We start from the raw sequence: 14,729 nt of genomic DNA on the forward strand, positions 1-14,729 counted from the left end.
CGTGGTCCGATCTGAAGGCGTCGTTTTAATGGGCGGCAATGTTAGGACATGCCGGAAGGCTGGCAACCGGCCATCGGGTTCAATGTCCGAACGCGCCTGACGGCACGATGCGGTCGCGGCGCAGCCAGCGGGCCAGAAGCAGCGCTGCCACCACGGCCAGCCCCGAAGACAGGCCGATCCAGATGCCGACGCCGTGGAAGCCGAAATGGAAGGCGAGCAGCACGCCGAGCGGCAGGCCGACACCCCAATAGCCGATCGCGGCGTAGATCATCGGGACCTTGGTGTCGTGCAGGCCGCGCAGCATGCCGGCGGCAACCGCCTGCGCGCCGTCGAAGACCTGGAACAGGGCGGCGAAAACCAGGAACGAAACGGCTAGCGCGATCACCCTGGCATTGGCGGGATTGCCAAGGTCGATGAAGGCGCTGATCAGGAGATGCGGCCAAAGCACCATCACCAGCCCCATCAGCGCCATGAAAGAAACGCCGATGACGAAGGCGGTCCAGCCGGCACGCGACACACCTTCGGGATTGCCGGCGCCATGGGCAAGCCCGACCCGCACCGTCACCGCCTGGTTGAGGCCGAGCGGCACCATGAAGGAAATCGAGGCGATCTGGATGGCGATGGCGTGCGCGGCCAGCGAATCCGCGTCGATCAGGCCCATCAGCAGGGCGGCGGCATTGAAGATCGTCACCTCGAAGGCGAGGATGCCGGCGATCGGCAGGCCGAGCCGCAGCAGGCCCTTGAAGCGCGGCCAGTCGGATCGCCAGAAGCGGCCGAACAGGTGATAGCGCCGAAATTTTTTCTCCCGCATCACCACGACAGCCATGCCGGCGAACATCAGCGTTGAGGACAGCGAGGTCGCAAGGCCCGAGCCGGCGATGCCCATGGCCGGAACACCGAGATTGCCGAACATGAACACCCAGTTGGCGAACACGTTGAAGGCCACGGCGACGAAGACGATGACCAGCGCCCAGCCCGGCCGCTCCAGCGCCGAGATGAACGAACGCAGCACGATGTAGCCGTAGAAGGGCAGCACCGCCCACTCCAGCCAGCGCAGGTAAATGCCGGCCTGACGCGCCAGCGCCGGCTCCTGGCCCATGGCCAGCAGGATGGCCTCGCCGTGCCACAGCACGAGCCAGATCGGGACCGAGATCAGGATCGCCAGCCACAGGCCCTGGCGCACGGTGCGGCGCAGGTCACGTACGGAATAGCGGCGGCGGCCAAGCTCGGTCGCGATCATCGGCGAAGTCGCCAGCATCAGGCCGAGTCCGAAGATCAGCGGCATGAAATACAGGTTGGCGCCGAGCGCGCCGCTGGCCAGCGTGTCCGCGCCGAGGCGGCCCATCATCATGACGTCGGTGGCGGTCATCGCCGTCTGGCCGAGATTGGTCAGCACCATCGGCCAGGCCAGCGCCAGCGTCGCCCTGATTTCCTGACGCCAAAGATTTTCCGGCGCGCGAGCGCCGGCTTCGATCGCGGACATTGTCCTGCTCTTTCAAGGTTGCGGCGCGTCGGCAAAGAGCCGGAAGCCGCATTGCAAACGGCAAAACCTTCGGTTTCGCGCGTTTGCGCCGTCTCTTGAACGAAATGCGACATGAAGGCAAGGGAGGGGCGCGAGAACAGATTGAGCCAGCGCCATTGCCGGGAGGCGTCGCCTCGTTCCCTTGCCGGCCCGGGCTGCTCCGGATTAAAACGTCGGCGGCGGGCGAATATGGGAAGCAGGATGGCGTTCAGACGCAGAAAGAACACGGCGGCGATCCCGCGCACGGCGCCTTCCTTCGAGCATATCGTCACCGAGGCGAGCGACAGTTTCCTGTGGCGGCTGGACGACTATCCCTGGGAGCGCAACGTCTGGAACTTCCATCCGGAATACGAGATCCACCTGCTGCGGAAATCCTCCGGCGTGGTCCTGGTCGGCGACCATATTGGCGAGTTCGGGCCGGGCTACCTCACCATCGTCGGTGGTGGCCTGCCGCATGACTGGGTCACCGCGGTGCAGCCCGGCGAGTTGATCGAGGGTCGCGACATCGTGCTGCAATTCGATGCCGAGCGGCTGCGAGGATCGGCTGACATGCTGCCGGAATTGCGCGAACTGGAGCCGTTCCTGGAACGGTCGCTGCGCGGCATGGTCTTCCACGGCGGGACCGCGCTTGAAGGCGCCGCGCTGATGGAGCGGATGGGTACGGTGCATGGGCTGGCCCGGTTCTGCCTGTTCCTCGAACTGGTCGACCTGCTGGCCCGGACCGATGAGTATGAGCTGTTGTCATCACCGAACTTCCAGCCGGTTCTCGATGCCGCCTCGCTCGACATCATCCAGCGCACGCTGACCTATCTGTTCCAGCATTTCGCGGAGGATCTGAAGCTGCCTGACGTGGCCGAGCTGGCCGGCATGAGCGAAAGCACCTTCTCGCGGTTCTTCCAGAAGAACACCGGCAATTCCTTCAGCGACCATCTTGCCAAGCTCAGGCTGTGGCAGGCGTGCAAGCTCCTGGCTGATACCGATGTGCCGATCACCGACATCTGTTTCCAGGTCGGCTACATGAACATCTCCAACTTCAACCGCGCCTTCCTGCGCAAGCACAAGATGACGCCGTCATCCTATCGCAAGCTGTCGCGGCAGCGTCTGGCGATGCGTGCATAAGCGCATCCTGAATCACCCTTTTGGACCAGATCGATACTCGTGTGACGCGTCCCCTATGTGGGTGCCGTTTTTTGCGCTGCACAATGCATAAAAGTACAGGTCTGCTGCAACGGGGCTTCTAGCTTGGCCCATCGCAACTGCGCATTTTGGCGACGGGTGGCATGTCGTCCGGGCGATGGTGAGGATCGCGCAACCCGATGACCTGCGTTTCCTGCGACGTATTCCTGGAGGAGAAAAAGATCATGAAACCAGTTCGGCTCGCTGCCAGCCTTGGCGCAGCTTTCGTGCTTTCCGCTACCGTTTCAACCCTAGCCCTGGCGCAGGCGCCGGTCTGCTCGGCACCGGTCAAGGTGCTGGCGCAGCCACGCGACGGCCTGACGCTTCTGGAGGACTCAAAGGCCGAGTTCGAGAAGCTCTCCGGCGCGAGCTTCAAGATCGATTATCTCAACGAGAACGATCGCCGCGCCAAGTCGCGCGCGGACGCGTCCACAGTCGGCAACTACAACGTCTACTATGTCGATGAAGCAAATGTGGCGCTTTTCGCCTCGTCGAAGTGGATCGTGCCGCTGACCGATTTTTATCCGGCTGACTACGACTATGCCGACTTCGACCCAGGCCGCCAGAAGGTCGCCACCTATGACGGCAAGGTCTGGTTCGCGCCGCTGACCGGCGGGGGCGACCTGATGGTCTACCGCAAGGACGTGCTGGAGGCCGCCGGCATCCAGCCGCCCAAGACGCTGGACGAGCTGATCGCCGACGTGCCGAAGCTGACCAATGCGGACAAGGGCATGTATGGCATCGCGCTGCGCGGCGCACGCGGGTCGGGCGCAAATGTCTGGCGCTGGATGCCGTTCTTCAAGGCCTATGGCGGCAAGTGGTTCGACGGCGACAAGCCGGCCTTCAATTCCGAGGCCGCGGTCAAGGCGACCGAGACCTATCTGAAGCTGTTCAAGGATTCGGCTCCCGGCACGCAGACCGGCAGCTGGGACGAATCGACCGGCGCCTTCCTGTCGGGCCAGGTCGCGATCCTCGTCGAATCGACGCCGCTTTCGGGCATGGCGGTCGATCCGAAAACCTCGCAAGTGGTCGGCAAGATCGGCTTCCTGCCGCCGCCCTCGCCACTTCCCGGCGGCGGTTACGGCCATGGCCTCGCCATCGCGGCGAAGGCCAATGCCGACGACGCTTCGAAGAAATGCGCCGGCCTGTTCATCGCCTGGGCAACGTCGAAGGAAAACGAGAAGCGCCGGCTCGACGCCCACCAGTTCGGTGAGCTGAACCGCACCAGCATCCTGTCCAGCAAGGAGTTCGCCGATATCTACGGCGCCGATCTCGGCCAGGCGCTTGCCGAAACAGGCAAGGTGACGGCGGTGAACTTCTGGCAGGATCCACGCTGGCCGGATCTCGGCGACCGCTGGGGCATCATCCTCGAGGAATTGATCGCCGGCACGCGCACCGACGTCAAGGGCAGCCTCAACGAGCTCGAGGCCTATGCCAATGAGCTGGTGAAGAAGTAGGTCCCTCCCTCTTGCGGCGCGCGGTTCGCGGCAGTCTCGGGACCGCCGGAACCTGTGCGTCGCAGGAGGGCCTGCCCGTCATGTCCAGATATCAGAGACACAGCAAGGCCTGAGACCAATGCCTCGACGTTCATCCCTGCCGGTCACCTTTGTCGTGCCGACGTTGGTCATTCTGCTGATCCTGTCGATGGTGCCGACGCTCTACGCGATCATCATCGCCCTGCAGAACCGCGAGCTGAGCTCGACGGCCTATTCCTGGGTCTGGTTCTCGAACTTTTTGGATCTATTCTCCGACCGCCGCTTCCTCAACGCCGTCTGGGTGTCGGTGAAATGGGAGATCGTCACCGTCGTGGCGACCATGGCCGTGGCCATTGGGCTGGGCGTCTTGATGTTCGAGGTCGCGTCACCGCGCCTGCGCAATCTCTACTGCCTGCTGTTCATCATCCCGGTGCTGCTGCCGCGCGTCTCGGCCGCCTTCGTCTGGAAGTTCGCCTACCATCCGCTCTACGGCATCGCCACCTACCCCTACCGGCTGCTCACCGGCGGGCTGATCTTCGATCCGCTGTCCAAGCCTTCGACGGCGCTGTTCGCCGTGGCCTCGGTCGATGTCTGGCAGTGGGGCCTATTCTTCGCCGTCATCGTGCTGAAGCTGCTGGAGACGTTGCCGCCGCAGCCGATCGAGGCGGCCCGACTCGACCACGCCCGGCGCTGGCAGATCCACGCCTACGTCACCTTGCCGATGCTGAAGGCGCCGCTGATCAGCCTGATGTTCGTCAAGATGATCGAGTCGCTGCGCTCCTTCGACCTGATCTATGTGATGACCCGCGGCGGCCCCGGCGTGGCAACCGAAACGCTCGACATGTACGCCTTCTCGCAAGGCTTCATCGAGTCCGGCAAGGTCTCCTACGCCTCGGCGATGGCCGTGCTGATGATGATCGCCACCGTCATCACCTTCACCATGCTGTGGAAGCGGGTGCAGGCATGAGGCCCGGCCGCATGATCGCCAAGGCCGTCCTGGCCTTCGCCGGATTTCTGGCCGTGTTCCCGCTGCTGTGGACGGCGCTCAATTCGCTGAAGAACAGCGTCGACATCATCACCCGCGTTCCGCGCCTGGTGTTCACGCCGACGCTAGCCAATATCAGCTATATCCTTGGCCGCGACAGCGTCATCACGGGCCTCTACAATTCGGTCGTCGCCTGCGGCACGGCCGTGCTGATCGGCGTCGTGCTTGGCCTGCCCGCGGCCTACGCGGTGGCGCGCTATCCCAACCGCTGGGCCGGCGATATCCAGTTCTTCGTGCTGTCGCTGCGTTTCCTGCCGCCGGTGGCGGTGGCGATCCCGCTGATGGTGATCTGGCTGCAGCTCGGCCTCTACGACACTTTGCCGGCTTTGATCGTCACCTACTCCCTGCTCACCATCTCGGTGATTATGTGGCTGGCCATTCCAGCCTTCCAGGCCGTGCCGAAGGAAATCGAGGAAGCCGCCTTCGTTGACGGGTACGGCGCTTACGCGGTGTTCTGGCGGATCGCGCTGCCCGTGGCTGCCCGTTCGCTGATCGGCGCGATTGCCTTCAGCTTCGTGCTGGTCTGGAACGAGTTCCTGATCGCGCTGATGCTGTCGAGTTCCAATGCCAAGACCTTGCCGATCGTCGCCTCCGAACTCTCCCAGCAAGGCATGAATGTGCCGTGGGGGATTTTGAACGCCTCGGTCGTGCTCCTGTCGCTGCCGCCGCTGCTTTTCCTCGGCGTGCTCAGCGGTTTCCTGAATTCCGTTTTCCGGCAAAAAAAGACTTGAAGTGAGGACGACCCGATGCGGGCTTTGGTACTTGAAAAAAAAGGCGAACTGTCGCTGCGCGAGATCGCGTTGCCGCTCGATGTCGGACCCGACGACGTCAGGATCGCCATCCACACGGTCGGCGTCTGCGGCAGCGACGTGCACTATTACACCCATGGCGCCATCGGCAGCTATGTCGTGCGGGCGCCGATGGTGCTCGGCCACGAGGCCGCCGGCACAATCGTCGAGGTCGGCGCTAATGTCAGGAGTTTGAAAGTCGGCGACCGCGTCTGCATGGAGCCCGGCGTGCCGAACCTGTCGTCGCGCGCGACAAAACTCGGCATCTACAATGTCGACCCGGACGTCACTTTCTGGGCGACCCCGCCGGTGCATGGCATCCTTGCTCCCTATGCCGTGCACCCGGCGGCTTTCACCTACAGGCTGCCCGACAATGTCTCCTTCGCCGAGGGCGCCATGGTCGAGCCCTTCGCCATCGGCATGCAGGCGGCAAGCCGTGCCCGCATCATTCCGGGCGATGTCGCCGTCGTCGTCGGCTGCGGCCCGATCGGCATCATGATCGCGCTTGCCGCCCTTGCCGGCGGCTGTTCGAAAGTGCTGATTTCCGACTTTTCCGCGCCCAAGCTGACGATCGCAGCGCAATATGCCGGCATCGTGCCGGTCAATATCGGCGAGCAGTCGCTTGTCGACGCCGTCGCGGCGGCGACCGACAATTGGGGCGCCGACATCGTCTTCGAGGCGAGCGGGAGCCCCAAGGCCTTCGCCGACCTGTTCGATGTCGTGCGGCCAGGTGGCGCGGTGGTGCTGGTCGGGCTGCCGGTGGAGCCGGTGGCCCTCAACGTACCGGCGGCGATCTCGAAGGAAGTGCGCATCGAGACGGTGTTCCGCTATGCCAACATTTTCGACCGCGCCCTGCAGCTCATCGCCTCCGGCAAGGTCGACCTCAAGCCGCTGATCACCGGCACCTATGATTTCGCCGACAGCATCAAGGCGTTCGAACGGGCCGCCGAAGGCAACCCGCAGGACGTGAAGCTGCAGATCCTGCTTACAGGCGAAAAGGGCTGACCATGTCCGCGATCGTTTGCTCCCACGTCGACAAGGCCTACGGCGCCACCACGGTCATCCGCGATCTCAACCTCAGCATTGAAGAGCACGAATTCGTCGTGTTCCTAGGCCCGTCCGGCTGCGGCAAGTCGACCTTGCTTAGGATGCTGGCGGGTCTGGAGGACATCAGCGGCGGCGAGGTCTCGATCGGCGGCAAGGTGGTCAACGACCTCGATCCGGGGGATCGCGGCATCGCCATGGTGTTCCAGAACTACGCGCTCTATCCGCACATGACGATCTTCGACAACATCGCCTTCGGGCTGCGGCGCCAGAAGGTGCCGGCGGCCGAGATCCGCAAGCGGGTCGAAGCGGTGTCGGGGACGCTGGGGCTCGACCCCTATCTCGGCCGCAAACCGGCCGAACTTTCCGGCGGCCAGCAGCAGCGCGTGGCGATCGCCCGGGCCATGATCAAGACGCCCAAGGTGTTCCTGTTCGACGAGCCCTTGTCCAATCTCGACGCCAAATTGCGCAACCACATGCGCGTCGAGATCGCGCGGCTGCACCAGTCGCTGAAGACCACCACCGTCTATGTCACCCACGACCAGCTGGAGGCGATGACGCTTGCCGACCGCATCGTGCTGCTCAAGGACGGCGTCATCGAGCAGATCGGCTCGCCAGCGGAAATCTACCGGCGGCCGGGCAATATTTTCGTGGCCGGCTTCATCGGCACGCCGAACATGAATTTTGCCGATGTGACGGTCGCCCGCGCCGGCAACGGCTGGACGCTGACCGGCGCCGGAACGGTGCTTTCGATAGACGGGGCGGGTTTTCATCTCCAGCCGGGCGATCGCGCCGTGCTGGGCATCCGCCCGCCGGACCTGAAGACGGCCGGCGCCGGCGCCGCCGGCATATTGCAAGGCACTGCCGATCTCATCGAATTCCATGGCAATGACGCGCTGGTGACCTTCGGCTCCGGCGGCAAGGAGATCAGCGCACTGGTTCCGGCACGCGAATGCCCGGTGCTGCATGCGCCCGTCCGCTATACGTTCGAGGAGGAAGCGATCCACCTGTTCGACGCGACATCGGGCGCGTCCCTGCGCAAGCAATAGAGCGCTGAGACCTACCGGATGGCGTCGAGCACCTGCCGCTGCCGGTGCATCTCCAGGAAAATGCGGTAGTCGCGATCGAAGCGGGCGCCAGCCGCCGGGTTGGCGGCGCGTGCCTTGCCGCCCTGCTGCATGGCAAGGCAGGCGGCGTTGAGATCGGGGAACAGCCCGGCAGCGGTCGCCGCCACCATGCCGGTGCCGAGCAGAACCGCCTCGTCGGCCAGCGGCTCGACCACCGTACAGCCGGTGGCGTCGGCATAGAGCTCCATCAAGAGCGGGTTCTTGGTGTGGCCGCCGGTGACGTGCAGCGTGTCGATCAGGTAGCCGTTCTCATTCAGCGCCTCCAGCACATGGCGCACGCCGAGCGCGATGCCGACGGCGGTGCGCCAGTAGAGCTTGCACAGGCTGTCGAACGACGAATCCAGCGTCAAACCGCTGACGACGCCGACGGCGTGCGGGTCGGCCAGCGGCGAGCGGTTGCCGTGGAAATCCGGCAGCACATGCAGCCGCGCGGCAAGGTTCTCGCCCTCGGCGGCGCGCAGTTCGGCGACGCGCCCGGCAATCCTGGCATGCATGGCCGCGTTCGGCTCGCCGCCGGCGCCGTGCCAGCGGATGATGTGGTCGAGCAGCGCCCCGGTCGCCGACTGGCCGCCTTCCGATAGCCACAGCTTCGGCAGCGCGGCGCCGTAGTAAGGGCCCCAGACGCCGGCGAAAGGCTGCGGGTCGGGCGACATCGCCATGACGCAGGAGGACGTGCCGGCGATCAGCGCCAGATGGCGGCCGATATTCTGGTCGTCGCCGGCAAAACCGCCGAGCACGCCAAGCGCCCCGGCATAGGCATCGATGACGCCTGCGCCGACGCGGCAGTTTTCGGTCAAGCCGAGTTCCGCCGCTGCCTGCGCCGTCAACGGACCGATATCGGCGCCGACCGGGCTTGCCTTTTCGGGCAGATTGCCATGGTCAAAAAGATCGTCGAGGCCGACAAGTTCAAAGAAATCGCGCTGCCATGCGCTGTCCTGGTGCGCCAGATAAGTCCACTTCGCTGTCAGCGTGCATTGCGAGCGGGCCAGCGAGCCCGTTGCCTGCCAGGTCAGGAAATCGGCCAGGTCGAACAGATAGCCGGCTTCATTCCATGTCTTCGGTAGATTTCGCTTCAGCCACATCAGCTTCGGCGTCGCCATCTCGGGCGACATGACGCCGCCTATATAATTCAGCACCTCGTGGGCGCTCGCCGTGCATTCGTCGGCTTCGGCGATGGCGCGGTGATCGAGCCAGACAATGGTGTCCCAGCGCTTGTCGCCGGTGGTCGACACACTGAGCTGGCCGCCTTGCCTGTCCCGCACGACCAGAGAACAGGTGGCATCGAAGGAAATACCGGCAATATCCCCGGCGGCGACGCCGGCCTTTTCCCGCGCGGCACGCACGGCGGTGCAGACGGCGGACCAGATATCGCGCGAATCATGCTCGGCATGATCCGGCTTCGGCTGGTTCATGGCGATCGGCCGCTCGGCACGGCCGAGCAAGGTGCCACTGGCGTCGAGAATGCCCGCGCGAGCGCTCCCGGTGCCGACATCGACCGCGCAGACAAACTGTTTCGTCAAGATGCTCTAACTCTCGCTCCCAGGCCTGCAATCAGATCGGGCAATTGCAGCATGTCAGCGAATATAAAGTCCGGTTCGGTCGACGCAAGCCGCGCTTTCAATGCCGGATTGCCAGCGTGCGCGCCGCCGGTAAAGGCAAGGACGCGCATGCCTGCCGCGCGTGCGGCGGCGACACCAGCCGGGCTGTCCTCGATGACGAGACACCTGCGCGGATGGGCTCGCATGGTGGCGGCGGCGTGGAGGAAAAGGTCGGGCGCCGGCTTTCCCTTGGCAACCATGGCCGCGCTGAACAGATGCGGCTCCATCAGCGTCAGCAGACCGGTGATGTCGAGCGCGTAACGAATGCGTTCCAGCGTGCCGGAAGAGGCGACGCAGTACGGCAGGCCGAGCTTCGGCAGCATCTCCTTGACGCCGGGGATCGGCATCAGCTCCTCGCGGAACTTTCGCATGAGGTCGACGCGCATGGCGGTGAGATGCTGGTCGGTGATCTCCAGGCCGAAGTCGCGGCTGAGGATCTCGCGCACGCTTTTCATGCTCTTGCCGAGGAAATGCTCGTAGGCAGCGTCCTCGCCAAGACTGCCGCCGGCCAGTTCGATCATGCCGAGCAGCGCCGAGACGGAGAGCGCCTCGCTATCGACCAGCACGCCGTCGCAGTCGAAGATGACCAGTTCAGGCCTCATGATGCCGGCTGGCTCTCAGAGCTTGCCGGCGAGGTAGCGCGTCAGCGTGGCGCGCGTGCCATTGGCCCAGAGCACGTTGAGCGCGTGGGCGAAGGCCTCGACGAAGGCGGCGGCGCGGCCGACGTCGCGATAGATATCGTCCATCGCAAGCCACGCGGCGGGCGCGTCCTTTGCCGCCTTTGCCGTTGCCTTCAGCCGGTCCCAGCTCGGGTCGTTGGGCTCGATGACGGCGCCGCTGTCCGTCGTGCCGAAGCAGTAGCGGCACCAAAGGGCCGATTCCAGCGCCAGTCCGGCAACGCCTTTGCCGGCCTTCAGCCGGTCGGCGATGGTCGGGATGATGAATTTCGGCTGGCGATTGGACCCGTCGAGGCAGAGCCGGCGCACCGTGTCGCCGATCTTGGGATTGGAGAAGCGCTTCTCGATGAGCTGGTAATAGTCTTCCAGCACCGTGTCCGGCACCGGCGGCACCGTCGGGATGATCTCGTCGTGCTCGAGCTTGTCGAGGAATCCGCGCACCAGCGGCTCCTGCATCGCTTCATGCACGAAGTGGATGTCCATCAGCCCGGCCGGATAGGCGATGGTGGCGTGGCCGCCATTGAGGATGCGGATCTTCATCAGTTCATAAGGGGCGACGTCCTTGACGAACTGCACGCCGACCTTTTCCAGCGCCGGGCGGCCATCGGTGAAATGGTCTTCCAGCACCCATTGCCGGAACGGCTCGCAGAACACCGGCCAGTTGTCCTCGATGCCAAAATCGTCGGCGAGGATCTTGCGCTCGCGGTCGCTGGTGGCCGGCGTGATGCGGTCGACCATGGCGTTCGGGAAGGCGACCGTCTCGCTGACCCAGCTCGCCAGATCCTCGTCGATCAGGCGGGCAAGGCCGATAACACCATCCGACGTGACATGGCCGTTGTGGGGAATGTTGTCGCAGGACATCACGGTGAACGGCACGATACCATCCTCGCGGCGTCGCACCAGCCCGGCCAAGATAATGCCGAACACAGTCTTCGGTGTGGCGCCCGGCTGCGCGTCGGCGACGATGTCGGGATGGGTCGGGTTGAAGACGCCGGAGGCCGGGTCGATGAAATAGCCGCCTTCGGTGATGGTCAGCGAAACGATCCTGATCGCCGGATCGGCCAGCCGATCGATGATGGCGGCGGCATCGCCCGGCATCAGGAAATCGATCATCGCACCGGTGACGCGGGCGCTCATATGGCCCTCGTCCTGCTCGACCACTGTGGTCAGCCAATCCTGCTCTTCAAGCTTGCCGCGGCCGATCTTCTCGCCATCGAACACGCCGGCGCCGACAAGCGCCCAATCATGACCGATGCCCTGACCGAACAGGTCGTCGAGATAGACGGCCTGGTGCGAGCGGTGAAAATTGCCGACACCAAAATGCACGATGCCGGCTTTCAGCGCCGAGCGGTCATAGTTCGGACCTGCGACCTTGGGCGGAAGCCTGACGAGGCTCGAGGAAGAAAGTTTCACGGTCATCTGCTTTACCCTTTGGCCGATTTGCCGCCCGACTGTTTCGCCTCCTTCGGGAGGGCGAGGATGAGGGGCCGCACCTGGTGTTCCAGCATGCGGCCCCTCACCCGCCCCCGCGGCACCTTCTCCGGAGGAAAGAAAGAGGCGCCGTCCCCCTCAAATCGTTCTTTTCAACTCATCCATTGGCCGCCATCGACATTGTAGGTCTGGGCGACGATGTATTCGGCCTCGTCACTGGCGAGGAACACGGCCATGCCGGCGAGGTCTTCCGGCTTGCCCATGCGGCCGTAAGGCACGCCTTCGCCGACCAGCCGCTTTTTCTCGCCCTTCGGCCGGTTCTCGTATTTGGCGAACAAGGCATCGACTTCGTCCCACATGTCGCTGTCGACGACGCCGGGCGCGATGCCGTTGACGTTGATGCGGTGCTTGATCAGATCGAGCCCGGCCGACTGGGTCAGCGAGATGACCGCGGCCTTGGTGGCGCAATAGACCGCGACCAGCGGCTCGCCGCGACGCCCGGCCTGGCTTGCCATGTTGATGATCCTGCCGCCCTTGCCCCGCGCGATCATCGACCGGGCGGCTGCCTGCAGCATGAACAGCGTGCCCGCGACATTGACGGAGAAAAGCTTTTCATAGCTCGCCCGAGATATCTCCATGATCGGGGCCAGGTCGAACAAAGCGGCGTTGTTGATCAGGATGTCGAGACCGCCCGCCTTGTCCTCCACCGCCTTCACCGCCGCATCGATGGATGCCTGGTCGGTGACGTCGAGTTTCACGGCATAGGCGTTGTCGCCGATCGCGGCGGCCGTCTTCTGCGCTGCTTCAAGGTTGATATCGGCGATCGCGACAGTGGCGCCCTCGCGCACATAGGCTTCGGCGAAAGCCCTGCCGATGCCTCGCGCCGATCCCGTGACCAGCGCCGATTTGCCTTGCAGCCTCACTGTCCCATCCTCACTGGCCCACCCTCACTGGCCCACCCTCACTGGGCCATCGCCTTGCCGTCAGCGCCGAAGCGATGCAGCTTGGCCTTGTCAGGGGTGAGATAGATCGTGTCGCCATGGCGGACCGCCAGTTCGCCGTCGGCGCGCACCGTCAGCGGCCCGACGCCGTCGGCTTGAACGTGCAGGAACGTGTCGGAGCCCAGATGCTCGGCCACGCCGACCGTCGCCTTCCAGTCGCCCGCCGTGGTCGATATCTGCATATGTTCGGGCCGGATGCCGATGGTCTTGGCGGTGTATTTGCCAGCCGGCGCGCCTTCGATCAGGTTCATCTTGGGCGAGCCGATGAAGCCGGCGACGAACAGGTTCTTCGGCGTCTTGTAGAGTTCCATCGGCGAGCCAACCTGCTCGATATTGCCGGCGTTGAGCACGACGATCTTGTCAGCCATGGTCATCGCCTCGACCTGATCGTGGGTGACGTAGATCATCGTGGTTTTCAGCTGATGGTGCAGTTCGCTGATCTCCAGCCGCATGGTGCCGCGCAGTGCCGCGTCGAGGTTGGACAGCGGTTCGTCGAACAGGAAGGCCGAGGGCTGGCGCACAATGGCGCGGCCGATGGCGACGCGCTGGCGCTGGCCGCCGGAGAGCTGGCCGGGGCGGCGTTCGAGGTAGTTGGTAAGGTTGAGCACGCGCGCCGCGTCCTTCACCTTCCTGTCGATGGTCGCCTGGTCCTCGCCCGCCATCTTCAGCGGGAAAGCGATGTTCTTGGCCACCGTCATATGCGGGTAGAGCGCGTAGGACTGGAACACCATGGCAAGCTTGCGCTTGGCCGGCGCCTCGCCGGTGACGTCGCGGCCATCGATGTTGATGGTGCCGCCGCTGGTGTCCTCAAGGCCAGCGATCAGCCTGAGCAGCGTGGACTTGCCGCAACCCGACGGGCCGACGAAGACGACGAACTCGCCGTTTTCGATCACCAGGTCGAGGCCGGGGATGATGGACGTCGAACCAAAGGACTTGGAGACGTTCTTGAGCGTGATGTTTCCCATGGTTTCCTCCCCGAGGGCTGTTTTTCGCCGATTGCTTCAGGCAATTTCCGTCACTTCACCGCGCCAAATGTCAGGCCGCGCACCAGCTGCTTCTGGCTGAACCAGCCCATGATCAGGATCGGCGCGATGGCGAGGGTCGAGGCGGCCGAAAGCTTGGCCCAGAACAGGCCTTGCGGGCTGGAGAAGGAGCTGATGAAGGCGGTGAGTGGGGCGGCTTCCGTGGTGGTCAGCCGGATCGTCCAGAACGCCTCGTTCCAGGCCAGGATGATGTTGAGCAGCATGGTCGAAGCAATGCCCGGCACCGCCATCGGCGTCAGCACGTACCAGATTTCACCCCACAAGGATGCGCCGTCCATACGCGAGGCTTCCAGGATTTCGCCTGGGATTTCGCGGAAGTAGGTGTAGAGCATCCACACCACGATCGGCAGGTTGATCAGCATCAGCATGATCATCAGGCCGATGCGCGAGTCGAGCAGGCCGAGATTGCGGAAGATCAGGTAGATCGGGAACAGCACGGCGACTGCCGGCATCATCTTGGTGGACAGCATCCACATCAATATGTCCTTGGTCCGCTTGGTCGGCGAAAACGCCATCGACCATGCCGCCGGAATGGCGACCAACAGCGCCAGGATGGTCGAGCCGACAGAAAGCAGCACCGAGTTCAGGAAGAACTTGAAGTAACCGCTCTGCGCCTGGACCTCGGCATAGCTCTCGAAAGTCCCGGACGGGATCAGGTTGAAGCCCTGGATTGCCTCCTGTTCCGACTTGAACGAGGTGATGATCGTATAGAGGATCGGAAAGAAGATCAGCAGCGCGACGGTCCAGGCGGCAATTGTCGCGATTGTCTTGTGCTGGGTGGTGACTGAGCGTGCCATCGTAT

General features: G+C 64.1%; 13 protein-coding genes. 6 read left to right on the plus strand and 7 right to left on the minus strand.

What is annotated here, in order from left to right; all coding sequences use genetic code 11:
• Positions 1–79 precede the first annotated feature (79 nt).
• Positions 80–1,483, minus strand: coding sequence for an MATE family efflux transporter (locus tag FJ943_RS00725; protein ID WP_140719262.1), 1,404 nt, complete (start codon positions 1,481–1,483; stop codon positions 80–82).
• A gap of 240 nt (positions 1,484–1,723) precedes the next feature.
• Between FJ943_RS00725 and FJ943_RS00730 the strand changes: the two genes are divergently transcribed.
• The 6 genes from FJ943_RS00730 to ugpC all read left to right on the plus strand — a co-directional run bounded on the left by FJ943_RS00730 (position 1,724) and on the right by ugpC (position 8,099).
• A complete protein-coding gene (locus FJ943_RS00730) occupies positions 1,724–2,641 on the plus strand; it encodes an AraC family transcriptional regulator (RefSeq protein ID WP_015314478.1) in 918 nt (305 codons plus the stop codon).
• A gap of 242 nt (positions 2,642–2,883) precedes the next feature.
• Positions 2,884–4,155 carry an extracellular solute-binding protein gene (locus FJ943_RS00735; RefSeq protein WP_140719264.1) on the plus strand — a complete coding sequence of 424 codons (1,272 nt, stop codon included), beginning with the start codon at positions 2,884–2,886 and terminating at the stop codon, positions 4,153–4,155.
• 118 nt (positions 4,156–4,273) lie between these two features.
• Complete coding sequence (locus tag FJ943_RS00740) at positions 4,274–5,140, plus strand: sugar ABC transporter permease (RefSeq protein WP_140719266.1); 867 nt, start codon at positions 4,274–4,276, stop codon at positions 5,138–5,140.
• Positions 5,137–5,949, plus strand: a complete 813-nt coding sequence (locus FJ943_RS00745; RefSeq protein WP_140719268.1) for a carbohydrate ABC transporter permease — start codon at positions 5,137–5,139, stop codon at positions 5,947–5,949. Before FJ943_RS00740 ends, FJ943_RS00745 begins: the two co-directional genes overlap by 4 nt.
• Before the next feature lie 15 nt (positions 5,950–5,964).
• Positions 5,965–7,011 (plus strand): NAD(P)-dependent alcohol dehydrogenase, encoded by a 1,047-nt coding sequence (locus FJ943_RS00750; RefSeq protein ID WP_140719270.1) that lies wholly within the window; start codon positions 5,965–5,967, stop codon positions 7,009–7,011.
• Between the two features lie 2 nt (positions 7,012–7,013).
• On the plus strand, positions 7,014–8,099 hold the full coding sequence (gene ugpC / locus FJ943_RS00755) for a sn-glycerol-3-phosphate ABC transporter ATP-binding protein UgpC (protein ID WP_140660184.1): 1,086 nt from the start codon (positions 7,014–7,016) through the stop codon (positions 8,097–8,099).
• An 11-nt stretch (positions 8,100–8,110) separates the two neighbouring features.
• On the opposite strand, the gene FJ943_RS00760 is transcribed toward ugpC, so the two are convergent.
• The 6 genes from FJ943_RS00760 to FJ943_RS00785 form a co-directional block, all read right to left on the minus strand.
• Complete coding sequence (locus FJ943_RS00760) at positions 8,111–9,697, minus strand: FGGY-family carbohydrate kinase (protein ID WP_140719272.1); 1,587 nt, start codon at positions 9,695–9,697, stop codon at positions 8,111–8,113.
• Complete coding sequence (locus tag FJ943_RS00765; RefSeq protein ID WP_140719274.1) at positions 9,694–10,377, minus strand: HAD-IA family hydrolase; 684 nt, start codon at positions 10,375–10,377, stop codon at positions 9,694–9,696. The genes FJ943_RS00760 and FJ943_RS00765 overlap by 4 nt, the downstream gene beginning before the upstream one ends.
• Before the next feature lie 15 nt (positions 10,378–10,392).
• Positions 10,393–11,871: a mannitol dehydrogenase family protein gene (locus FJ943_RS00770; protein WP_140719276.1), complete on the minus strand. Its 1,479-nt coding sequence runs from the start codon at positions 11,869–11,871 to the stop codon at positions 10,393–10,395.
• Positions 11,872–12,035: 164 nt separating this feature from the next.
• Complete coding sequence (locus FJ943_RS00775) at positions 12,036–12,806, minus strand: L-iditol 2-dehydrogenase (RefSeq protein WP_140719278.1); 771 nt, start codon at positions 12,804–12,806, stop codon at positions 12,036–12,038.
• Between the two features lie 38 nt (positions 12,807–12,844).
• Positions 12,845–13,849: an ABC transporter ATP-binding protein gene (locus FJ943_RS00780; protein WP_015314488.1), complete on the minus strand. Its 1,005-nt coding sequence runs from the start codon at positions 13,847–13,849 to the stop codon at positions 12,845–12,847.
• A gap of 50 nt (positions 13,850–13,899) precedes the next feature.
• Positions 13,900–14,724, minus strand: coding sequence for a carbohydrate ABC transporter permease (locus FJ943_RS00785; protein WP_015314489.1), 825 nt, complete (start codon positions 14,722–14,724; stop codon positions 13,900–13,902).
• Positions 14,725–14,729: the final 5 nt, after the last annotated feature.

It is taken from the genome of Mesorhizobium sp. B2-3-10 (assembly GCF_006442275.1).
Taxonomy (GTDB): domain Bacteria; phylum Pseudomonadota; class Alphaproteobacteria; order Rhizobiales; family Rhizobiaceae; genus Mesorhizobium; species Mesorhizobium australicum.